The following is a 20,607-nucleotide window of genomic DNA, read 5'->3' on the forward strand; positions in this document are numbered from 1 at the left end:
GTGATCATGCCCTTCGAGCTGATCTGCGAGATCGAACCCCCGACCAAGCCCGATCTGAAGCACGTCAGGCACCAGATCGGCACGATGAGCACGATCGCCCACTCGTTCCTCATCCCCGACAACCACATCGGCCGCGCCACCGTCTCCAGCGTGGCCGTGGCCCACGAGGTCGAGGCCATGGGCGGGCGCGGCATCGCCTGCCTCAACTCGCGCGACCGCAACCTGCTCGGCTTCCGCCGCGACCTCCTCACGGCGGCGGCGTACGGGGTCGAGCGGTTCCTGTTCGTCTACGGCGACAAACCGACGAGCGGTAACCGGACGAGCGATCTGACGGTGCGCTCGATGATCGCGGAGGCGCGCGAGTTCTCACCCGGCTTCCGCGTGGGCGCCGCCGCCGCGCTGCGCCCGCTTCCGGCTTGGAAGCTCCAGGCCGACTTCCTGTTCAGCCAGGTCAGCTACTCGGTCGAGGCGCAGGTGCGCTGGCGCGAAGAGCACCCCGCCGACGTGCCCGTCTACGCCGGCGTCATGGTCCTGGCCAGCGAGCGGCACGCCCGCACCCTGGCCGCCGCCATCCCCGACATCGCCCTGCCCGAGGATCTGGTGCACCGGGTGGCCGCCGACCGCATGGCGGGCGTGGAGGCGGCCTGCGAGCAAGTGCTGGCCCTGCGCGACTCGGGCGCCTTCGCCGGCGTCCACCTCATCCCGGTCTCCCGCTACCGCGACGTCGAATCCAGACTGGCCCCGGCCCTCAAATAAGCCCGAGCTTCAGCATCAGCGCCCGATCAAGATCGGCACACTCATGCGCTTCCAGCGCGCCCTTGAACTCCCCGAGTCTTGATGGGGAAACGGAGTAGATCTGATCCGTCAGGACTCGGGACTTCGTTCCGTTGAATTCGATCTCCAGCCGGTAGACGGCAGGCCCAGCGCTCGTTGAGGTCATCGCTATGGTCAACGTGCTCGTGGTGAAGCGGTCCGACTGAATGATCACACCGTAGCGCCGCCCCTGTTGCTCGTGGTCGCGGGTCCCTGGCAGGGCCTTGAGCTCGTAGATCGCGCCCCGAAATATCACTCGGCTACGCCCATGAAGCGCTGGATCGCCAACATCTCGGCCTGATCGTCAGGGTCGTTGCGCAGTCGGTCCGCGTCCGCTGTGGCCTGGTTGAGTAGCATTTCCTTGTAAGTGTGGAGCAGGGCGTAACGAACCGCCTCAGAGCGGCTTCTCGTCTCCCCTGCGAGCGCACGCAGGGCCGTCTCCATGGCTTCGTCGGTGCGTACGTTAAGCGTTCCCATGGCCTAAGTGTAACACGGTCTGTAATACATCAGCGACGTGGTGAGCGGGCGAGGGCGGCCAGGGCGGTGCCGGTGAGGGCTACGGCGAAGAGGACACCGTACGCGCGCTGGAACCCGTCCATGAGCTGCCCCACCGCCACCGGCGAGAGCGTGGACAGCGTGCCCGCGTACACCTGCGCCCGCAGCGCCGGGCCCACCGACGCGGTCAGGACGCTGAGTGACAGGCCGACGCTGATCACGATGCCGACGTTCATCACCATGACCCGGAAGCCGTTGACCACTCCCAGGCTGCCGGCCGGCAGCGCCCGCATGACCTGCGTCGTGTTCCCGGTCAGGAACGTTCCGCTGCCGCAGCCGGCCACGAACAGCCCGCCCCCGATCACCCAGTACGGCGTCGCCGGATCGGCCGCCAGCGCCAGCACGCCGAGCCCGGTCGTGCTCATCGCCGCCCCCACGATCGACAGCGCGTACGGCGACACCCGCCGCCCCAGCATGCCCACGAGCGGGGAGGCCAGCCCGATCCCGACCGGCACCGGCAGCACGCTCAGCCCCGCCTCGAACGCGTCCAGGCCCTTGGCCGCCTGGAAGTACAGCGCCACCACCAGGATCAGCGCGGAACGGGCCAGCGCGTTGCAGAAGGAGGCCAGGTTCGCGCAGGCCAGCAGCCGCCCGCCGAACAGCCGCAGATCCAGCACCGGGCTGGGGGAGCGCCGCCCGGCCAGCACGATGAGCGGCACCAGCAGCACGAAGACCCCCGCCCCAATCAGGAACACAGGGCTGGACAGCCCGCCGGAGCCGGCCTCCGACAGCGCCAGCAGCAGCGCCGACAGCGCCGCGAACACCAGCAGGTTGCCCAGCGCGTCCACCGGCGCCTTCGGCCTCCTGGGCATCTTCCGCAGCAGGCCCGCGCCCACGGCGAGCGCGATCAGCCCGGCGGGCACGTTGATCCAGAAGATCCACTGCCAGCCGGCCGTCTCCGCGATCAGCCCGCCGAGCGTGGGCCCCGCGAGCTGGGCCACCGACAACGTGCCGATGTAGACGCCCATGCCCTGGCTGAGCCGGTCGGGCGGGAAGGCGTCGGTGATGATCACAGTGCCGTTCGCCAGGATCATGGCCGCGCCGACCGCCTGCAAGGCCCGCGTCCCGATGAGGAACCACACGTCCGGCGACAGCCCCGCCAGCAGCGAGGCGAGCGTGAACAGGGCGAACCCCGTCAGATAGACCTCACGCCGGCCGAGCAGGTCCGCCACGCGGCCGAAGAACACCAGGCTCGCGGTGTTGACCAGCAGGAACGCCAGCAGGATCCAGGTCGACTCCAGCGCACTGGCCCCGAAGTGCCGCACGACCGTCGGCAGGGCCACGTTGAGCGTGCTGCCGGCCACGCCGATGAGGACGATGCCCAGGCTGGTGACCGCGCACACGCGCCAGGCGTAACGCAGGCGGGTGTCGTCCTGGGGGGTGACGGCGGGCATGCCCTCCACTATGACGTACGACGTACGTCCGATTTGTACCAGGGGTCACCTGGCTCGCTTGCGCAACCCCTCAAGGTCGTGGATCACCACGCGCCGCCTGCCGGTCTCGATCAGGCCCCGGTCGCGCAGCGTGCGCAGCGCCTTGCTGACGGCCTCGCGGGAGGCGCCGGTCCAGCCGGCCAGCTCGTCCTGCGACAGGGGCAGCGCGACACGCACGCCGCTGTTGGTCTTCTCGCCGTAGCGCTCGGCCAGCTCAAGCAGCCGGGTGGCGACCCGGCCCGTGGTGTCGAACGCGCCGTACTCGATTCGCTTCCTGTCGGCGTCGCGCAGCCGCCCGCTGACGAGCTTCATCAGCAGCACCGCCACGCGCCCGTGGGACTCCAGGAACGTGGAGAAGTCGCGCACCACGATGCCGGAGATCGGCTCAAGCGCGGTGACCGTGGTCGAGCGGGGGGATCCGTCGATGGCCGAGAGCTCGCCCAGCAGCGCGCCGGGACCGCGTACGGCCAGCACCACCTCGGTGCCGCCGCTGGTGTGGGAGGAGCACTTGACCCGGCCCTCCATCAGCAGGAGCACCCAGTCGGACGTGTCGCCCTCGGTCATGATGGTGGTGCCCCGATCCCAGCGCCTCGGCCGGCCGGCCGAGCGCAGGGCGTCGACCTCTTCCGGGGTCAGCATGGAAAGAAACTCACCGGGCTCTGGATCCATGCGCCTGATTATGTCGGTACGGCTATCACCGTTCTATGTCATTTCGGTCAGAACATAGGCCTCGACGAGCTCTTCCTTGCCCTTGAGGCTGAGTCTTCCCAGCGGCGTCACCGTGGCGTCATCGCCCAGTTGCCGCAGCGTCGTCTCGCCGATCACGACCGTGCCGGGCTCGGCCACGCCCTGGAGCCTGGCGGCCACGTTGACGCAGTCGCCCATCGCGTTGAAGCCGCGCAGCTCCGGGCTGCCGATGTTGCCGACGAGCGCGGGACCGGTGTTGACGCCCACCCGGAACGTCGGCCACTCGATGTCGTCCTCCCGCTTCCACGACATCTCCTCGGCGATCTCGGACGCGGCCCGCTGCATCGCGAGCGCCGCCTTGCAGGCCGACCGCGCGTGCCCCGTCTGCGTGGCCGGCGCGTTGAACAGGGCCAGCAGCGCGTCACCGACGAACTGCACGATCGTGCCGCCGTTGTCGAGGATGCGGGGCACCGCGGCCGTGTGGTAGCGGTTGAGCATCTCGACGATCTCGCCGGGCGTGACCTTCTCCGAGAACGTGGTGAAGCCCTTGAGGTCGGCGAAGAGCGCGGTCAGCTCCTTCACCTCGCCGCCCAGCGCCGCCTGCCGCGGGTCGGCCAGCAGCGCGTGGGCCACGTCGGGCGACATGTACTGGTGGAAGAGCGTGTGCAGCTCCTGGTAGAGGCGGGCGTTCTCCAGCGAGATGGACAGCTGGCCGGCCAGCGTGGCGGCGAGCGCCTCGTCCTGGTTGGTCCGCCCGATCGGCACCTCCAGCACGCCCGCCAGGTTGCCCTTGACGGTCAGCGGGAAGGCCAGCAGCTGGTCACGCCTGATGGGGTTGCCGTCGGCGAACTGGTAGTCGCGCGAGCCGATCTGGGTGCGGCCGTCGGCCACCAGCGCGATCTTGACATCGCCGTACGCCTGCCGCACCCGTTCGAGCGACGAGGTCAGCAACTGGTCCTCCGGCAGCCCGATCCTGGTCTGGGCGCTCACCGACACCAGCGCGGCCAGCCGCTCCGACAGCGCCCGCTCGTTGGCCAGCGCCTCGCCCGCCCGGTCGAGCACCGCCGCCTGGCCCTCGTTGAGCCGGAACTTGCCCGACAGCCGGGTCGCGGCCAACGGCTCGCCCCTGCGTACGTGCTCGACCATCTCCTCCAGCGCCTTGTCGTAGTCGCGCTGAATGCGCCGCACGGTCGCCGACAGCGCCACCGAGTCGAACAGCCCCGCGCTCGACCCCTCCCGCCGGAACTGCAGGTAGGAGCTGTAGGCCACGAAGACGAAGGCGAAGACGAGCAGGATGTGCCATTCCCACCAGGACAGGTGCCAGTTGAGCTGGGACATGCCCGCGACCATCGACTCGGCCAGCAGCGCGTAGGCGGTGATCAGGCTGATCAGCATCGCCGAAGGCCGCCGCCGGTGGAGCAGGAACATCATCACGCTGGCCGCCGCGTACAGCAGCAGCCCCGGCACCGACGCCCACGCCAGCCAGGTCATCGGCGACTCAAGAGGCGGCTCGCTGAGCGAGGTCAGGCCGGGCACCAGCGAGGTCACGCCCCAGAGCACCATGATGCCGACGAGCGCGGCGCGCACGAAGTGTTGCGCGCCCAGCACCGCCTTGGCCTGCTGCTCGCCGAGCGGCAGCGCGGAGGCGAACGCGAACAGCGCCGCGATCGACAGCCCCACCTGCTGGCCGATGTCGAACCCGACGGAGCCGGTGTCGAGGATCACCTTCGGGGTGGACAGCCCGTGCAGGAAGAAGAACCCGGCGCTGGTCAGGAAGACCATGGAGACCAGGAACAGCCGCGCGTCCTGCCGTCGGCGCGAGGACTCGCTGATGAGGACGCCGAGCACGACGTTGACCCCGGCCACCAGGATGATCATCCAGAAGTGGCTGGCGTTGTGCTGCCAGGGGATGTTGAGGTGGGGCTGGGCGAGCAGGAGCCAGAGCCCGAGCATGGGCACGACGAGGTGGATTCCCCACACCACGCCGCGCACGGGCTGGGTGGCGGGCGGGAGATAGGACGCGGGAGCGGGGGTTGGCACAGATCGATTATCCACGCTCGCTCGCTGTCGCGACTGCGTCGTTTTACTCACCCTCGGTACCGACAAACCGTCAACAACCTCAGTAACCCTCTGTTTTGTGACCAATGCGTTACGTAATCAGTGTCACCCTTTGGAACGTTTGAAGCGTGAATCTCATGCATCCCATGAGCATCACCAAACCCTCTGGAGGGGAATCGTGCCTAGCCAGGTTCGCCGCGGGCGTACGCTCACGCTCGCCACCGTGGGGGCGCTCGCCGCCTCGCTCCTCGCCACCGGCGGCGTCGCCACCGCCTCGTCCGCCGTCTCCGCCGCCGCCTCGGTGGGCGCCACGGCCGGCACGGTGGTCGCGTGCGTGCACAGGAAGTCGCGTTACGTCCGCATCGTCAACGCCACGGCCAAGTGCAGGAAGACCGAGGTACGCGTGCTCATCGGCGGGGGCGGCACGTCCACGACCGGCCAGACGGGCAGCCAGGGCCCCGCGGGCCCCGAAGGTCCCCAGGGCCCGCAGGGGCCGCAGGGCCTCAAGGGCGACCGTGGCCAGCACGGCAGGCCCGGGCCGCAGGGCAAGCAGGGCGTGGCCGGTCCTCAGGGCCCTCAAGGACCGCAGGGCGAGCAGGGTCCGAAGGGCGAGCAAGGCCTCAAGGGTGACCAGGGCCCTAAGGGCGAGCAGGGTGAGCCGGGCAAGCCGGGCGCGCAGGGCGAACCCGGCAAGCCCGGCACTGCAGGTCCGAAGGGCGACACCGGCCCCCGCGGCCTGCAAGGCCCCAAGGGCGACACCGGCCAGCGCGGCCCGCAGGGGCCCCAGGGCCCGAAGGGCGAGCCCGGCGGCGGCGCGGCCTACACCACCTACGTCGTCAGCGACCGGTTCAACGGCAACTCCGGCACGGCGAACTGCAAGAAGGGCGACGCCGTGACCGGCGGCGGCTTCCAGGTGGACTCGCGCTACCAGGTGACCAGCAGCATGCCGACGGGCGGCGGCTGGTCGGTCGCCATCACCAAGGCCGACTTCAAGGCCGCCGACGGCCAGGCCGGCTCGCAGATGTCGGGCGGCGGCAGCGGCGGTGGCACGGTCTACGCCGTCTGCCTGGAGAAGAAGTAACGACCACGCCGGCAGGCGTCCAAGCGCCTCACGACCAGAAGGAAGGGGCCCGCACGTGCGCGTGCCGCCCGCCGGACACAGGCCGGCACCCAGGTGCTGTGGGTGGCGGCCGTCGGACGGTGGCGGGCACGGACAAGTGGTGATCGTCGGACAGGCGTCGGCACATGCGCCTGACGCCCGTCAGGCGGTCACGGCACGTGCGGGATTGCGGTCGTGGGTGACAGGGCCGGTACGGATCTCCGTACCGGCCCTGGATAACCATGGGAAAGACCGCTTCTGAAAGAAGGGCCTCAGCCGAACAGTGCCGGCAGCGCCGCCGTGTGCGTCTCCCGCAGCTCCTCGACGGGAACCTCGAACACGTCCTTGACCACCAGCGCGCTCCCGCCGGTCATCCCGAGCCCGTAGCAGGGCACGTCGTGCCGCCCGCACAGCGAGGCGAACTCGGCGTACGCCTCGGGCCGCACGGCGACGAGCGCCCGCGACGCCGACTCGCTGAACAGGTCGGTGAAGGCGTCTCCGGTCAGCTCCACCGTCGCCCCGACGCCCCGCGCCAGGCACGACTCGGCCAGCGCGACGGCCAGCCCGCCGTCCGACAGGTCGTGAGAGCCCGCGAGCAGCCCGCGCCGAGCGGCCTCGACCAGGACGGTGGCCAGCGCCTTCTCCGCCTCCAGGTCGGCCCTGGGCGGCAGCCCGCCCAGGTGGCGGTGGGCGACATGCGCCCACTCGGAGCCGCCGAACTCGTCGCGGGTGTCGCCCAGCAACACGACCCGCAGCCCCTCGGCGACGAACCCCGTCGGCACCCGCGCGGCCACGTCGTCGATCACGCCGAGCACGCCCACGACCGGCGTCGGGTGGATCGCCGTCGAGCCCGTCTGGTTGTAGAAGGAGACGTTTCCGCCGGTCACCGGCACGCCCAGGGCCCGGCAGGCGTCCGCGAGACCGCGCGTGGCCTCAGCGAACTGCCACATGACCTCGGGGTCTTCGGGGGAGCCGAAGTTGAGGCAGTTGGTGACGGCCAGCGGATTGGCACCGGTGACGGCCACGTTGCGGTACGCCTCGGCGAGCGCGAGCTGCGCCCCCGCGTACGGGTCGAGCTTGGCGTAGCGCCCGTTGCCGTCGGTGGCCAGCGCGATGCCCCTGGTCGTCGCCTCGGCGCCTTCCATGACCTCGGAGATGCGCACCATGCCCGCGTCGGCCGGCTGCGCCAGCACGGTGTTGGAGCGGACATAGCGGTCGTACTGGTCGGTCACCCACTCCTTGGAGGCCAGGTTGGGCGAGCCGAGCAGCTTGAGCAGCGTCTCGCGCAGGTCGGCGGGCCGCTCCAGCCGGTCGGGGGTGTCGGCGTTGAGCGCGGCCTGACCTGCGGGCTCGTGGAAGGGCCGCTCGTAGACCGGGCCCTCGTCGGCCGCGGTGCCCGGCGGGATGTCCACGATGACCTCGCCGTCCCAGGTCATGACCAGGCGGCCGGTGTCGGTGACCTCGCCGATGACGGCGGCGGGCACGTCCCACCGCTTGCAGATCGCCATGAACGCGGGGATGTCGTCGGGCCGGACCACGGCCATCATCCGCTCCTGCGACTCGCTCATGAGGATCTCCTCGGGCCTGAGCGAGGGGTCGCGGAGCGGGACCAGATTGAGGTCGACGGTCATGCCGCCGGTGCCCTTGGCGGCCAATTCGGTGGTGGCGCAGGAGACGCCGGCCGCGCCGAGGTCCTGGATGCCGACGACGACGTCGGCGGCGTAGAGCTCAAGGCAGCACTCGATGAGCAGCTTCTCCATGAACGGGTCGCCCACCTGCACGGCTGGCCGCTTGGCCTGCGACTCGTCCTCGAACGTGGCGCTGGCCAGCACCGAGGCGCCGCCGATGCCGTCGGGGCCGGTGGAGGCGCCGAACAGCACGACCTTGTTGCCCGGCCCCGGCGCGGTGGCCAGCTTGATCTGGTCTTTGCGCAGCAGGCCCACGCACAGGGCGTTGACCAGCGGGTTGCCGAGGTAGCAGGGGTCGAAGACGACCTCGCCGCCGATGTTGGGCAGGCCCAGGCAGTTGCCGTAGCTGCTGATGCCCTCGACCACGCCGGGCAGCACCCTGCGGGTGTCGACCGCGTCGGCGGCGCCGAAGCGCAGCGCGTCCATGACGGCGATCGGGCGCGCGCCCATCGACATGATGTCGCGCACGATCCCGCCGACGCCGGTGGCCGCGCCCTGGTGCGGCTCCACGTAGGAGGGATGGTTGTGCGACTCGATCTTGAACGTGGCCGCCCAGCCGTCGCCGATGTCGACCACGCCGGCGTTTTCTCCCATGCCCACCAGCAGCGCCTCGGAGGCGGGCGCCTTGGTGGCGAACTGCCGCAGATGCACCTTGGAGGACTTGTACGAGCAGTGCTCGGACCACATGACGCTGTAGATGGCCAGCTCGGAGCCGGTGGGACGGCGACCCAGGATCTCCTTGACCCGGTCGTACTCCTCGGACTTCATCCCCAGCTCGGCGAAGGGCATCGGCTCGTCGGGAGTCTCCGCGGCTCGCTTCACGCTGTCGGCCATGTGCCTGCCGGCTCCCTCGCTCACGTGTTCACCAGATTCTTCAGGATGGAGGTGAAGAAGCCCAGACCGTCGGTGCTCGGCGCTCCGACCAGCTCTTCGACCGCGTGCTCCGGGTGCGGCATGAGCCCGACCACGTTGCCCGCCTCGTTACGGATGCCGGCGATGTCGTTGAGCGAGCCGTTGGGGTTGCCGCCCACGTAGCGGAACACCACGTGGCCGCCCGCCTCCAGCGCCGCGAGCGTGTCGTCGGAGGCCACGTAGCGGCCCTCGCCGTGCTTGACCGGCAGCACGATCTCCTGGCCGGCCTCGAACGAGTTGGTCCAGGCGGTCGCGGTCTGCTCGACCCTGACCCGCTGGTCGCGGCAGACGTAGTGCAGCGAGGCGTTACGGGTCAGCGCGCCGGGCAGCAGATGCGCCTCGCACAGGATCTGGAACCCGTTGCACGTGCCGATCACCGGCAGCCCCGCCTTCGCGGCCGGGACGAGCTCCTCCATGAGCGGCGCGAAGCGCGAGATGGCCCCGCAGCGCAGATAGTCGCCGTAGGAGAAGCCACCGGGCAGGAAGACGGCGTCGACCCCCTTGAGGTCGCGGTCGGCGTGCCACAGCGGGACCGCCTGCGCGCCGACGAGGCGCACGGCTCTGGCTGCGTCCTGGTCGTCGAGAGTGCCGGGAAACGTGACAACGCCCACACGGGCAGCGCTCATGACAGTCGTCCCCTCCAGAGGAATGCGCGCGCCACCGCCCGATCGGGGTGGACGGCGGTGTCACCAGGTTATCGGGTGCTTCCCCATGGTCCGCATCGGCTCAGCCACGAGCGGACACGCAGGTCAGACCGCGGCCAGTTCACGCGGACGGGCTTGCGCCTCTTCGTCCCTGTCGAGCAGCTTGCGCAGATGGACGGTCGTGCCACGCCCCGGCGTGATGCCGAAGGAGATCTCGTCGACCACGGAGCGCATGATCAGCAGGCCGCGGCCATTTTCGGTGTCGGGAGGAGGGAACTGGCGCGGCATCGACGGCACGCCGGAGCCGTTGTCGGCCACGCGTACGTCGCAGTGGTCGGAGCCGATCGCGGCCGTCACCTCGTAGCGGTTGGCCGGCCCTCCGTGCCGGACCGCGTTGGAACACGCCTCGGAGACGGCGAGCAGCATGTCGGCGATGCACGTCTCACTCACGTTGAGTGAACGCATGGCGTCGCCTAGCACCCGCCTGACCATCGGTATGCCGATCGCATCCCGAGGCAGGGCCAACGAGAACTCAATATCCACCGGACTCCTCCGGGCTCCGGAATGTCACCTGGAGTAGGTTTCCCTGAGAAAACGGGGCTAACCGCAAAATCACGTTGTTGTTATTTACTGTTGGCAAGCCCGTGGCATTGTGGCACGGGCGAACCCGACTTTAACCGCCGCGGGGGAAATCCGGCGCCAAAAGTGCCTTCCCGGCCTCCGGCTCAGTCTTCGACCCTGACGGCGTAGTCCTCGATCACCGTGTTGGCCAGCAGTGTCTCGGCCATCTTGCGCACTTCCGCGAGCGCCGCCTCGTCGGCCGCGCCCTCGATCTCGACCTCGAAACGCTTGCCCTGGCGCACTGCGGAGACGCCGGAGAAGCCGAGCCTCGGCAGCGCTCTGGCGATCGCCTGGCCCTGCGGGTCGAGGATCTCGGGCTTCAACATGACGTCCACGATGACGCGGGCCACTGCGTTCCTCCTGGGAGCGGTGGGTGGATGGGAAGCACAGCCTACCGGCGCGTGTGGCTGCCGACACAACGGGAACGGGGAGGACATGGGGCTTGCGCACAGGGCTGTGACGTCTGCCACGATGGCCCCAACAGCGGGCGAACCACCACCTAACGGTTCGCCGCGAAGAAGGCTGGCCTAAGGTGGCAACCCCATCGACACCAGCCCCGACCAGCAGGAGTGGCATGACAACCGACGCCTCTCGTGGTGCTGAAGCACCTCCGGAGCTCGTCCAGCTGCTCACCCCCGAGGGCGAGCGGGTCGAGCACCCCGACTACGACATCGACCTGAGCGCGGAGGAGGTCCGGTCGCTCTACCGCGACCTGACGCTCGTCCGGCGCATCGACCTGGAGGCCGTGGCGCTGCAGCGCCAGGGCGAGCTGGGCATCTGGGCCTCGCTGCTCGGCCAGGAGGCCGCCCAGATCGGCTCGGGCCGCGCCCTGACCGACTCCGACATGGCCTTCCCCACCTACCGCGAGCACGGCGTCGCCTGGTGCCGCGACGTGGACCCGGTGAAACTGCTGGGGCTGTTCAGGGGGGTCAACCACGGCGGGTGGGACCCAGAGGAGCACAACTTCCACCTGTACACGATCGTGATCGGCAGCCAGACCCTGCACGCGGTCGGCTACGCCATGGGCATCCAGCGCGACGACGCCAACGCCGCCACGATCGTCTACTTCGGCGACGGCGCCACCTCGCAGGGCGACGTCAACGAGTCGTTCATCTGGGCCAGCGTGTTCAACGCGCCCATCGTGTTCTTCTGCCAGAACAACCAGTGGGCCATCTCCGAGCCGCTGGAGAAGCAGACCCGCATCCCGCTCTACCGCCGGGCCTCGGGTTTCGGCTTCCCCGGCATCAGGGTCGACGGCAACGACGTGTTCGCCTGCCTGGCCGTGACGCGCAAGGCGCTCGAAGCCGCCCGTACGGGGCAGGGTCCGACGCTCATCGAGGCGTTCACGTACCGGATGGGCGCCCACACCACCACCGACGACCCCACCCGCTACCGGGTGGCCAGCGAGCTGGAGGCGTGGAAGCTGAAGGACCCGATCGAGCGGGTCAAGGCCTACCTGTTCAAGAACGAGCTGGCCGACCAGGCGTTCTTCGACTCCGTCGACGCCGAGGCCGACCAGCTCGGGGCCGACCTGCGCAGGCGCTGCCTGGCCATGCCCGACCCCGAGCCGCTCGACATCTTCGACCACGTCTACCGCGAGCCCCACTCCCTGATCGACCGGGAGCGCGCCCAGTTCGCCGCGTACTTGGAGGGGTTCCGTGACTGAGTCGTACCGGCCTGCCGTCGTGGCGGTCGCGAAGGAGGCGTCGTGACGATCCTGAGTCTGTCCAAGGCGCTCAACGAGGGCATGCGCAAGGCCATGGAGGACGACCCCAAGGTCCTCATCATGGGCGAGGACGTCGGCAAGCTGGGCGGCGTCTTCCGGGTCACCGACGGCCTGCAGAAGGACTTCGGCGAGGACCGCGTGATCGACACGCCGCTGGCCGAGTCGGGCATCATCGGCACCGCGATCGGGCTGGCGCTGCGCGGCTACCGGCCGGTGTGCGAGATCCAGTTCGACGGGTTCGTCTTCCCCGCGGCCGACCAGATCATCACCCAGCTGGCCAAGATGCCGATGCGCTCGCTCGGCGCGATCAAGCTGCCCATCGTCGTCCGCATCCCCTGCGGCGGCGGCATCGGCGCGGTCGAGCACCACAGCGAGTCGCCCGAGGCGTACTTCACCCACACCGCGGGCCTGCGCGTCGTCGCCTGCTCCAACCCGGCCGACGCCTACACCATGATCCAGCAGGCCGTCCGCAGCGACGACCCGGTGGTGTTCTTCGAGCCCAAGCGCCGCTACTGGGAGAAGGCCGACATCGACACCACCTCCACCGACTGGTGGACGCCGCTGCACGCGGCCAAGGTGGTGCGGCCGGGCGCCGACGTCACGCTGCTGGCGTACGGGCCCATGGTCAAGACCTGCCTGGAGGCCGCCACGGCGGCCGAGGACGACGGGCGCTCGCTGGAGGTCATCGACCTGCGCTCGCTCAACCCGCTCGACGAGCCGGTGATCATGGAGTCAGTACGCCGGACGGGGCGGGTCGTGGTGGTCCACGAGGCGCCGGTCAACAGCGGCCTCGGGGCCGAGCTGGCGGCGCGCATCACCGAGGAGTGCTTCTACCACCTGGAGTCACCCGTGCTGCGGGTCGGCGGCTTCTCCACCCCCTACCCCCCGTCGAAGCTCGAAGAGCACTACCTGCCCGACCTGGACCGGGTGCTCGACGCCGTCGACCGGGTCTTCGGGTACTGAGGGGGTTGGCGATGCGACGCGAGTTCAAGCTGCCCGACGTCGGCGAGGGGCTGACGGAGGCGGAGATCCTCCGCTGGCACGTCAAGCCCGGCGACGCCGTCAAGGTCAAGCAGACCTTGGTGGAGATCGAGACCGCCAAGATGGCCGTCGAGCTGCCGAGCCCGTGGGACGGCGTGGTGGCGGCTCTCCTGGTGAACGAGGGTGACACGGTCGACGTGGGCGTCCCGATCATCGCCGTGGACACCTCGGAGCCCGGCGACGAGACCACCGCCGGCACGGGTGCGGGAGCCGCGGCCAGGAGCAAGGCCGAGGCGCTGGCCGACGACATGGTGCCGAGGCCGCCCGCCGAGGGCGCGGTCGAGCCGGGCGCCCACGGCAGCCCCGCCCCCAAGGAGGAGCGCCAGGCGGTCCTGGTCGGCTACGGCGTCAAGACCGGCGCCAGCAAGCGCCGCCCGCGCAAGGGCATCCCCGCCAACCCGGTCGCCAACCCGTCCAGGGTGGAGCTGGACACCCCACCGCCCCAGCCCGCTCCCCAGCCCGCCCCCCAGGCAGCCCCTCACGCGGCACCGGCCGGGACCCCCGCCCGGGTGGCCGTCCTGGCCAAGCCCCCGGTACGCAAGCTCGCCAAGGACCTGGGCGTCGACCTGACCACCATCACCGGCACGGGCCCGCAGGGCTCGATCACCAGGGACGACATCCAGGCGGCGGCCAGGGCCGAGGAGCCGGTGACCGCGCCGGTCCGAGCGCCCGCCCAGAAGGAGCGCGAGGAGCGCATCCCCGTCAAGGGCGTACGCAAGGCGACCGCCCGCGCCATGGTCACCAGCGCCTTCACCGCGCCCCACGTCACCGAGTTCCTCCAGGTGGACATGACGCTCACCATGGAGGCGGTCCGGCGGCTGCGCACCATGGAGGAGTTCGCCGAGGTCAAGGTCTCCCCGCTGCTCCTGGTGGCCAGGGCCGTGCTCACGGCGGCACGACGCCACCCGGTGATCAACTCCTCCTGGGACGAGGAGGCCCAGGAGATCGTGATCAAGCACTACGTCAACCTGGGCATCGCCGCCGCCACCCCGCGCGGCCTGGTGGTGCCCAACATCAAGAACGCCCACGAGCTGTCGCTCCCCGACCTGGCCAGGGCGCTGGCCCGGCTGGCGGAAACGGCCAGGGCGGGCCGCATGCAGCCGGCGGAGATGACCGGCGGCACCTTCACCATCTCCAACGTCGGCGTGTTCGGCGTCGACGGCGGCACCCCGATCCTCAACCCCGGCGAATCGGCCATTCTCGCCATCGGACAGATCAGGGACATGCCGTGGGTGGTGGACGGCGCGCTGGCGGTGCGCAAGGTGGCGACCCTGTCGCTCTCGTTCGACCATCGGATCGTGGACGGCGAGCTGGGCTCGAACTTCCTGCGTGACGTCGGCGCGATGCTGGAGGACCCCGTCCGCATGCTCGCCTGGAGCTGAACACTCGCAGACCCCTACAGGACCGCGATGGAACCGGTACGGCGACCGCCGGGAGGACCCCTCTCCCGGCGATCGCCGTACGGTGGGGGACGCCCGCACCCCGATCACGTCAGAGCGGCCGAGGCCGGCATTTGATACATGGCTAAAGTGGCTTTCATGATTCGCCACATCGTGCTGTTCACCTGGACCGAGGAAGCGACCGACGAGCAGAAGGCCAGGGTGGTCACCGAGCTGCGCAAACTGCCCGGCCAGATCCCCCAGCTGCGCTCCTACACGGTCGGCGCCGACGCGGGCATCAACCAGGGCACCTGGGACTTCGCCGTGGTGGCGGACTTCGACAACGCCGACGACTACCTCGTCTACCGCGACGACCCCGGCCACCAGGCCGTGATCGCCGAGCACATCAAGCCGATCGTGGCCGGCCGGGCGGCCGTACAGCTGAGCCTCTGATGAGGCTCTGACCGGCCGCGAGGAAACCGTCAGAGGTCCGGCGGGTTGTTCTCGCGGTGCATCAGCCTGCCGTCGGACGTCTGGCCCCGCCGAGGGGCCAGCACGATGCTCAGCACCACGCCCACACCGCCGACGATCATGAAGATGATGCCGATGATGTCCATGTGGACGCTCTGACCGAACACGTCGGGCTCGATGGCGAATTTCAGGATGGCGCCAAGCGTGAGGAAGAAGATGCTGACCCCGACACCCATGGCGACCTCCAGGCAAACGGCAAGTACAGCCACGGTCATACCCGGCTATAGCCGATCACACCCGTCACTCGTCAGGCGAGACACGACAGTGGCTGCCCGCCGTTGTAGGTGATCATGTCGAGCACGGCCGTGACCACGTCGATCGGGGCGCCCAGGGGCCGGCCGTCGAGTTCGGCGTAGGCGCGGTGCAGGTTGCCCACGATCCGCTCGGCGTCGAGCAGCCCCGCCCATTCGCCCAGGTCGGTCTCCCCGGCCACCTCCAGCGGCGTCAGGCCCGCCTCCTTGCCGCGCCGAGCCGTCTCCTGCACGAAACGCAGATAACGCTCCACGGGCTCGTACGCCTCCGGCCCGCACACCTCGCCATGACCGGGCACGACCGTCTCGGCCCCCAGCTCACGGAGCTGTTCGAGCGCCTGGAGCGCCCCGGCGACCGAGCCCATGAGCACGAAGGGCGTCCCGCCGTTGAAGACCAGGTCGCCCGAGAACAGCAGCCGCCGCTCGGGGATCCACACGTAGGAGTCGTTGGTGGTGTGGGCGGCGTGCCCCACGTGCCTGACCTCGCAGCGCAGGTCGTCGGAGTGGAGGGTGATCCGGTCGGTGAAGGTGAGGAACGGCGGCGCGAGTTCGAGTTTGCCCCACTCCACCTCGGGCGACCACGCGGCGCGGTAGGCGGGCATGCCGTCGGCGATGATCTGCTCGCGCACGCCCTCGTGCCCGACGATCGTGGCTTCGGGGAAGAGCCAGTTGCCGAACGTGTGGTCGCCGTGGTGGTGGGTGTTGACCAGAGTGGTGATCGGCCGGTCGCTGACCTTGCCGATCGCCTCGCGAAAGGCCCTGGTGCGGCGCTCGGTGGAGCAGGCGTCGATGACGACGACGCCGCGCCGCCCGGCCAGGAACCCGGTGTTGTTGATCCACCAGCTGCCGTCGGGCTGGACGTAGGCGAACACGCCGTCCGACACCTCTTCGACCCGCGGTGGCGGCAGGGCGGCCGGATGGTGGTCGTCGTGCGGGGAAGAGCTCATGCCGGGGAACTTACTCGCCCGGCGCGCCGCCCGGCTGTGTCCCCGACGACAGAACGCCCGCACGACAGAACGCCCGCACGAGAGGCGGGCGTTCGTCGGCGAGAAGGTCCTAGAAGGCCTCTTCCGGCAGCTCCATGAGCTCCAGCCCGGTGGAGTCGAGCACCCGCCGCTCGGCGGCCAGCCGGGGCAGCACGGTCTTGGCGAAGAAGGAGGCGGCGGCCACCTTGCCCAAGTAGAAGGCGTCCTCGCCCTCGGCCAGCTTGGCCAGGGCCACCTCGGCCTGGCGCAGCAGCAGCCAGCCGATGATCAGGTCGCCCAGCGCGAGCAGCAGCCGGGTGGTGTTGAGGCCGACCTTGTAGATCTCCTCGGGCTTGTCCAGCGAGCCGAGCGCCCAGCCCGCCATGGTGTCGCCCATCGCCTTGACGTCGGCGGCGGCCTCGACGAGCAGCTTGCGTTCCTCCTTGAGCCGGCCGTTGCCCGCGTCGGAGCCGGCGAACTCGTTGATCTCGGCCAGCAGCGCGCCCACCGCCGCGCCCTGGTTGCGCAGGATCTTCCTGAAGAACAGGTCCTGGCCCTGGATCGCGGTCGTGCCCTCGTACAGGGAGTCGATCCTGGCGTCGCGGATGTACTGCTCGATCGGGTAGTCCTGCAGATAGCCGGAGCCGCCCAGGGTCTGCAGCGAGCGGGAGAGCAGCTCGTACGACCGCTCGGAGCCCATGCCCTTGACGATGGGAAGCAGCAGGTCGTTCATCGCGTGGGCGTGCCGGTCGTCAGGGTTGATGAGCAGGGTGTCCTGGTACGTGGCCGTGTAGAGCACCAGGGCGCGCATGCCCTCCGCGTACGCCTTCTGCAGCATGAGCTCGCGCCGCACGTCCGGGTGGTGGGTGATGGTCACCCTGGGCGCGCTCTTGTCGGCCATCTTGGCCAGGTCGGCGCCCTGCACGCGGGCCTTGGCGTACTCCACGGCGTTCAGGTAGCCGGTGGACAGCGTGGCGATGGCCTTGGTGCCGACCATCATGCGGGCGTGCTCGATCACCATGAACATCTGCTTGATGCCCTCGTGCACCTCCCCGACCAGCCAGCCGACGGCCGGGTGCTTGTCGCCGAAGGTGAGCTCGCAGGTCGTGGAGGCCTTCAGGCCCATCTTCTTCTCGACGTTGGTGACGTAGACGCCGTTGCGTTCGCCCAGCTCGCCGGTCTCCAGGTCCACGTGGTACTTCGGCACCAGGAACATCGACAGGCCCTTGGTGCCGGGGCCGTGGCCCTCGGGGCGGGCCAGCACGAGGTGGAAGATGTTCTCCGTCAGGTCCTGCTCGCCGCTGGTGATGAAGCGCTTGACGCCCTCGATGTGCCAGGTGCCGTCGGGCTGCCGCACCGCCTTCGCGCGCCCGGCGCCCACGTCGGAGCCGGCGTCCGGCTCGGTGAGGACCATGGTGGCGCCCCAGTTGCGCTCGATGGCCAGTTCGGCGAAGCGCTTCTGCTCGGGCGTGCCCACCTGCCACAGGGTGTAGGCGAAGTTGGGGCCGGCCGCGTACATGTAGAGCGCGGGGTTGGCGCCCAGCACCATCTCGGCGGTGGCCCAGGCGAGCGTACGCGGAATGCCGGGGCCGCCCAGGTCGGCGGGCAGGTCCTGGTGCGCCCAGCCGCCGTCGATCAGCGCCTTGTACGACTTCTTGAAGCCGGGCGGAAGGGTGACGGAGCCGGTGGCCGGGTCGAACACGGGCGGGTTCCGGTCGCCCTCCTCGAAGGAGTCGGCCAGCACGCCGGTCGCCAGGCGGTTCGCCTCGTCCAGCACGCTGCGGGCGACGTCCTCGTCCACTTCCGCGAACGGCCCCGTGCCGAGGATCTCGCTTCTCCCGAAGACCTCGAAGAGGTTGAATTCCAGGTCACGCAGGTTGCTCTTGTAGTGGCCCATGGGCGTCGATCTCCTTGAACCGAGACATCTGTACTGGCGGGTAACCTTACTCTGAAATGCTACCCGCGGGTAACCCGCGCCATGCATGGCATGCTCGTCTCCATGGACGCCGAAGAACTCGCCGCCAGGTGGCGAGAGCGACTCGAATCGTGGGCGATTCCGGACGAGATCCTGGCCAAGGCTCCGGTGGACCCGTGGAGCCATTCGCTCGAGAGGTTCGGCACCCGTACCGACAGGGCGCTGGCCGAGCCCGACGACGGCCCCACCATGACGCGCCTGGCCGAGGCACTGCCCGACAAGGGCACCCTGCTCGACGTGGGTTCCGGGCCCGGTGCCGCCTCGCTGCCGCTGCACGAGCGCATCGGCCACCTCTACGCGGTCGACACCTCCGCCTCCATGCTGGAAGGGCTTTCCGCCAGGGCGGAGAAGCTGGGCGTGCCGGTCACGACGGTCCACGGCCGCTGGCCCGACGTCGCCGACCAGGTGCCGACCGCCGATGTGACGGTGGCCGCGCACGTGGTCTACAACGTGCCCGACCTGGCCGGATTCCTGCGCGCGCTCGACGCCCGCACCCACGGGCGGGTGGTGCTTGAGCTGCCGCACCGCCATCCCATGAGCTGGATGACGCCGCTCTGGCAGCACTTCCACGGCGTCGACCGGCCCGTACGGCCCATCGCGGAAGACTGCGTGGCGCTCGCCGCCGCGCTGGGGTTCGCGGTGCGGGTGGAGGAGAGAGAGGCTCCGCTGGAACGTTTCAGCTCACTTGACGAGCTGGCAGCGAGCGCGGTCAGAAGAGTCTGCCTCGATCCCTCCAGAACCGAGGAGGTGGGGCAGACGGCGGCCGAGCTCGGCATGTGGCCGGTGCCGCGCGACCGCTGGGTCACCATCTGGTGGGAATGACCCCCGCGCGGGCGCCGTTGGCGTAGATGGGCCGTTACGGCTCCCGGACGAGACGCGCCGTACCCGGAAGGCGAAGACGACGCACCGAGTCAGTCTCGTCTCCGAGGGAGTTCGTCATCATGGCGTGGATCATCCTGGTGCTGGCCGGCGTCTTCGAGGTCGCCATGGCCCTGTCACTCAAGCTCAGCGGCGGCTTCACCCATCTGTGGTGGACGCTGTCGTTCCTGTTCACCGCCGTGCTCAGCTTCGGCCTGCTCTCGTACGCGCTCAGGACGCTGGAGGTCGGCACCGCCTACGCGGTGTGGACCGGCGTCGGCGCGGCGGGCACCGCGATCCTGGGCATGATCGCCATGGGCGACGAGGTCTCGTGGCCCCGGCTCGTCTCCATCGCCTTGATCCTGGCCGGGGTCATCGGCCTGCGAACACTGGCTTGACGTCTTCGGTGGTGTCGGGTTGGGTGGCGGCGTGATCGAAATTCATGCCGTCACCATCGACGCGCACAACCCGTACGAGATCGCCACGTGGTGGAGCAAGGCCACCGGACTGCCCCTGGGCGAGGGCGACGAGCCCGGCCACGACGAGGTCATGCTGCGGACCGAGCGCGACCCGTTCCTGCTGTTCATCCGCGTCCCTGAGGGCAAGACGGTCAAGAATCGGCTGCACCTCGACGTCAACGGGACCGAGGGCAGGACTCGTGACCAGGAGGTCGAGCGGCTGATCGAGCTGGGCGCGACCGTCTTCGACGACCGGCGTCAGCCGGACGGCACCGGCTGGGTCACCATGCTCGACCCCGAGGGCAACGAGTTCTGCGTCTGCAGGAGCCAGGCGGAGCGGGAGGCCGTCGCCGGCTGAGCACTTGAGCTCACCGGCACCGCCTGAGCTCACCGGCACCGCCTGTGTTCACCGGACGAGCGCTTGAGCTGACCGGCCGAGTGCTTGAGCTCACCGGCTCGATCGCGCCCGTCCCTGCATCGTGAGCGTCAGGACGGCGGAGATCAGGTAGACGAGCGCGCTGTGCCACGCGGCGTCCCAGGCCGAGCCGAAGACCCCCTCGCCGTCCAGGACGAGTTGCACCGGGTAGTCGAGCACGGCCACGATGCCGGCGGGCAGGAGCGAGAACCGCCACGGATGCTTGAGCGACCAGAGCCGGGCCTGACGGGTGACCCGGTCGCCCACGTCCGGCTTGGAGACCGCGCCGATGGCGGCGATCAGGGCGAACAGGCTGATGCCCAGCCCCAGCGCCCACACCAGGTCGCCGCCCTCGGTGAGCAGGCTCACACCGAAGCCGGCCGCGGCCGTGACCCCGCCGCCGATCGCGGCGGCCGTCCATGGAGCGCCACGCAGCGCTGCACCGGAGAGCGATATCTCATCGCGTCGACTGATTTCGTTCATGTCAGCAATGCTGCC

General features: G+C 69.8%; 22 protein-coding genes and 1 riboswitch. Of the genes, 9 read left to right on the forward strand and 13 right to left on the reverse strand.

What is annotated here, in order from left to right; translation table 11 throughout:
• Positions 1-6 precede the first annotated feature (6 nt).
• Positions 7-756, forward strand: coding sequence for a methylenetetrahydrofolate reductase (locus AB0C28_RS49250; protein ID WP_358083385.1), 750 nt, complete (start codon positions 7-9; stop codon positions 754-756).
• Here AB0C28_RS49250 and AB0C28_RS49255 read toward each other — a convergent pair.
• The 5 genes from AB0C28_RS49255 to AB0C28_RS49275 are packed head-to-tail and all read right to left on the reverse strand — an operon-like array spanning position 749 to position 5,528.
• Positions 749-1,069: a type II toxin-antitoxin system PemK/MazF family toxin gene (locus tag AB0C28_RS49255; protein WP_358083388.1), complete on the reverse strand. Its 321-nt coding sequence runs from the start codon at positions 1,067-1,069 to the stop codon at positions 749-751. The two genes, AB0C28_RS49250 and AB0C28_RS49255, sit on opposite strands and share 8 nt — an antisense overlap.
• Positions 1,066-1,290 (reverse strand): hypothetical protein, encoded by a 225-nt coding sequence (locus AB0C28_RS49260; protein WP_357861886.1) that lies wholly within the window; start codon positions 1,288-1,290, stop codon positions 1,066-1,068. Before AB0C28_RS49260 ends, AB0C28_RS49255 begins: the two co-directional genes overlap by 4 nt.
• Positions 1,291-1,319: 29 nt before the next feature.
• On the reverse strand, positions 1,320-2,762 hold the full coding sequence (locus AB0C28_RS49265; RefSeq protein ID WP_358083391.1) for an MFS transporter: 1,443 nt from the start codon (positions 2,760-2,762) through the stop codon (positions 1,320-1,322).
• Positions 2,763-2,807: 45 nt separating this feature from the next.
• Positions 2,808-3,470, reverse strand: coding sequence for a Crp/Fnr family transcriptional regulator (locus AB0C28_RS49270; RefSeq protein WP_357861882.1), 663 nt, complete (start codon positions 3,468-3,470; stop codon positions 2,808-2,810).
• Positions 3,471-3,503: 33 nt separating this feature from the next.
• The gene (locus AB0C28_RS49275; protein ID WP_358083393.1) at positions 3,504-5,528 is read right to left on the reverse strand and encodes an adenylate/guanylate cyclase domain-containing protein; all 2,025 of its coding nucleotides are present in this window, start codon (positions 5,526-5,528) and stop codon (positions 3,504-3,506) included.
• A 196-nt stretch (positions 5,529-5,724) separates the two neighbouring features.
• Here AB0C28_RS49275 and AB0C28_RS49280 point away from each other — a divergent pair, with 196 nt between their 5' ends.
• Complete coding sequence (locus AB0C28_RS49280) at positions 5,725-6,627, forward strand: hypothetical protein (RefSeq protein ID WP_358083395.1); 903 nt, start codon at positions 5,725-5,727, stop codon at positions 6,625-6,627.
• 290 nt (positions 6,628-6,917) lie between these two features.
• Here AB0C28_RS49280 and purL read toward each other — a convergent pair whose 3' ends face one another.
• The 4 genes from purL to purS form a co-directional block, all read right to left on the reverse strand.
• Positions 6,918-9,167, reverse strand: a complete 2,250-nt coding sequence (gene purL / locus AB0C28_RS49285) for a phosphoribosylformylglycinamidine synthase subunit PurL (protein ID WP_358083397.1) — start codon at positions 9,165-9,167, stop codon at positions 6,918-6,920.
• A gap of 20 nt (positions 9,168-9,187) precedes the next feature.
• Positions 9,188-9,871 (reverse strand): phosphoribosylformylglycinamidine synthase subunit PurQ, encoded by a 684-nt coding sequence (gene purQ, locus AB0C28_RS49290; RefSeq protein WP_357861874.1) that lies wholly within the window; start codon positions 9,869-9,871, stop codon positions 9,188-9,190.
• A gap of 123 nt (positions 9,872-9,994) precedes the next feature.
• Positions 9,995-10,381 carry an ATP-binding protein gene (locus tag AB0C28_RS49295; RefSeq protein ID WP_346105694.1) on the reverse strand — a complete coding sequence of 129 codons (387 nt, stop codon included), beginning with the start codon at positions 10,379-10,381 and terminating at the stop codon, positions 9,995-9,997.
• 233 nt (positions 10,382-10,614) lie between these two features.
• Positions 10,615-10,860, reverse strand: coding sequence for a phosphoribosylformylglycinamidine synthase subunit PurS (gene purS, locus AB0C28_RS49300; RefSeq protein ID WP_346105659.1), 246 nt, complete (start codon positions 10,858-10,860; stop codon positions 10,615-10,617).
• A 224-nt stretch (positions 10,861-11,084) separates the two neighbouring features.
• Between purS and pdhA the strand changes: the two genes are divergently transcribed.
• The 4 genes from pdhA (at position 11,085) to AB0C28_RS49320 (ending at position 15,109) form a co-directional block, all read left to right on the forward strand.
• Positions 11,085-12,176, forward strand: a complete 1,092-nt coding sequence (gene pdhA / locus AB0C28_RS49305; protein ID WP_357861871.1) for a pyruvate dehydrogenase (acetyl-transferring) E1 component subunit alpha — start codon at positions 11,085-11,087, stop codon at positions 12,174-12,176.
• Between the two features lie 42 nt (positions 12,177-12,218).
• Positions 12,219-13,199 carry an alpha-ketoacid dehydrogenase subunit beta gene (locus AB0C28_RS49310; protein WP_357861869.1) on the forward strand — a complete coding sequence of 327 codons (981 nt, stop codon included), beginning with the start codon at positions 12,219-12,221 and terminating at the stop codon, positions 13,197-13,199.
• Positions 13,200-13,210: 11 nt separating this feature from the next.
• Entirely contained in the window at positions 13,211-14,659 is a 1,449-nt protein-coding gene (locus tag AB0C28_RS49315) for a dihydrolipoamide acetyltransferase family protein (protein WP_358083400.1), read from the forward strand.
• Between the two features lie 156 nt (positions 14,660-14,815).
• Positions 14,816-15,109, forward strand: coding sequence for a Dabb family protein (locus AB0C28_RS49320; RefSeq protein ID WP_358083403.1), 294 nt, complete (start codon positions 14,816-14,818; stop codon positions 15,107-15,109).
• Positions 15,110-15,138: 29 nt separating this feature from the next.
• Here AB0C28_RS49320 and AB0C28_RS49325 read toward each other — a convergent pair whose 3' ends face one another.
• From AB0C28_RS49325 to AB0C28_RS49335, 3 genes are all read right to left on the reverse strand, one after another.
• Positions 15,139-15,402, reverse strand: coding sequence for a hypothetical protein (locus AB0C28_RS49325; RefSeq protein ID WP_358083406.1), 264 nt, complete (start codon positions 15,400-15,402; stop codon positions 15,139-15,141).
• 32 nt (positions 15,403-15,434) lie between these two features.
• The gene (locus AB0C28_RS49330; RefSeq protein ID WP_357861861.1) at positions 15,435-16,385 is read right to left on the reverse strand and encodes an MBL fold metallo-hydrolase; all 951 of its coding nucleotides are present in this window, start codon (positions 16,383-16,385) and stop codon (positions 15,435-15,437) included.
• 109 nt (positions 16,386-16,494) lie between these two features.
• Complete coding sequence (locus AB0C28_RS49335; protein WP_357861859.1) at positions 16,495-18,300, reverse strand: acyl-CoA dehydrogenase; 1,806 nt, start codon at positions 18,298-18,300, stop codon at positions 16,495-16,497.
• A gap of 102 nt (positions 18,301-18,402) precedes the next feature.
• Between AB0C28_RS49335 and AB0C28_RS49340 the strand changes: the two genes are divergently transcribed.
• The 3 genes from AB0C28_RS49340 (at position 18,403) to AB0C28_RS49350 (ending at position 20,052) form a co-directional block, all read left to right on the forward strand.
• A complete protein-coding gene (locus tag AB0C28_RS49340; RefSeq protein ID WP_358083409.1) occupies positions 18,403-19,200 on the forward strand; it encodes a methyltransferase domain-containing protein in 798 nt (265 codons plus the stop codon).
• A gap of 25 nt (positions 19,201-19,225) precedes the next feature.
• Positions 19,226-19,286: riboswitch (guanidine-III (ykkC-III) riboswitch) on the forward strand.
• Positions 19,287-19,319: 33 nt separating this feature from the next.
• Positions 19,320-19,634, forward strand: coding sequence for a multidrug efflux SMR transporter (locus AB0C28_RS49345; RefSeq protein ID WP_358083412.1), 315 nt, complete (start codon positions 19,320-19,322; stop codon positions 19,632-19,634).
• Positions 19,635-19,665: 31 nt separating this feature from the next.
• Positions 19,666-20,052 carry a VOC family protein gene (locus AB0C28_RS49350; protein WP_357861854.1) on the forward strand — a complete coding sequence of 129 codons (387 nt, stop codon included), beginning with the start codon at positions 19,666-19,668 and terminating at the stop codon, positions 20,050-20,052.
• 90 nt (positions 20,053-20,142) lie between these two features.
• Here AB0C28_RS49350 and AB0C28_RS49355 read toward each other — a convergent pair whose 3' ends face one another.
• Entirely contained in the window at positions 20,143-20,592 is a 450-nt protein-coding gene (locus tag AB0C28_RS49355; protein ID WP_358083415.1) for a hypothetical protein, read from the reverse strand.
• Between the last annotated feature and the right edge of the window lie 15 nt (positions 20,593-20,607).

The organism is Nonomuraea sp. NPDC048892 (assembly GCF_040649735.1).
GTDB lineage: Bacteria > Actinomycetota > Actinomycetes > Streptosporangiales > Streptosporangiaceae > Nonomuraea > Nonomuraea maheshkhaliensis.

Coding starts and splice junctions, on each gene's coding strand:
- AB0C28_RS49250 (WP_358083385.1), top strand. CDS start 7: ATGCCCTTCGAGCTGATCTGCGAGATCGAACCCCCGACCAAGCCCGAT.
- AB0C28_RS49260 (WP_357861886.1), bottom strand. CDS start 1,290: ATGGGAACGCTTAACGTACGCACCGACGAAGCCATGGAGACGGCCCTG.
- AB0C28_RS49265 (WP_358083391.1), bottom strand. CDS start 2,762: ATGCCCGCCGTCACCCCCCAGGACGACACCCGCCTGCGTTACGCCTGG.
- AB0C28_RS49270 (WP_357861882.1), bottom strand. CDS start 3,470: ATGGATCCAGAGCCCGGTGAGTTTCTTTCCATGCTGACCCCGGAAGAG.
- purL (WP_358083397.1), bottom strand. CDS start 9,167: ATGGCCGACAGCGTGAAGCGAGCCGCGGAGACTCCCGACGAGCCGATG.
- purQ (WP_357861874.1), bottom strand. CDS start 9,871: ATGAGCGCTGCCCGTGTGGGCGTTGTCACGTTTCCCGGCACTCTCGAC.
- AB0C28_RS49295 (WP_346105694.1), bottom strand. CDS start 10,381: ATGGTCAGGCGGGTGCTAGGCGACGCCATGCGTTCACTCAACGTGAGT.
- pdhA (WP_357861871.1), top strand. CDS start 11,085: ATGACAACCGACGCCTCTCGTGGTGCTGAAGCACCTCCGGAGCTCGTC.
- AB0C28_RS49315 (WP_358083400.1), top strand. CDS start 13,211: ATGCGACGCGAGTTCAAGCTGCCCGACGTCGGCGAGGGGCTGACGGAG.
- AB0C28_RS49320 (WP_358083403.1), top strand. CDS start 14,816: ATGATTCGCCACATCGTGCTGTTCACCTGGACCGAGGAAGCGACCGAC.
- AB0C28_RS49325 (WP_358083406.1), bottom strand. CDS start 15,402: ATGACCGTGGCTGTACTTGCCGTTTGCCTGGAGGTCGCCATGGGTGTC.
- AB0C28_RS49330 (WP_357861861.1), bottom strand. CDS start 16,385: ATGAGCTCTTCCCCGCACGACGACCACCATCCGGCCGCCCTGCCGCCA.
- AB0C28_RS49335 (WP_357861859.1), bottom strand. CDS start 18,300: ATGGGCCACTACAAGAGCAACCTGCGTGACCTGGAATTCAACCTCTTC.
- AB0C28_RS49340 (WP_358083409.1), top strand. CDS start 18,403: ATGGACGCCGAAGAACTCGCCGCCAGGTGGCGAGAGCGACTCGAATCG.
- AB0C28_RS49345 (WP_358083412.1), top strand. CDS start 19,320: ATGGCGTGGATCATCCTGGTGCTGGCCGGCGTCTTCGAGGTCGCCATG.
- AB0C28_RS49355 (WP_358083415.1), bottom strand. CDS start 20,592: ATGAACGAAATCAGTCGACGCGATGAGATATCGCTCTCCGGTGCAGCG.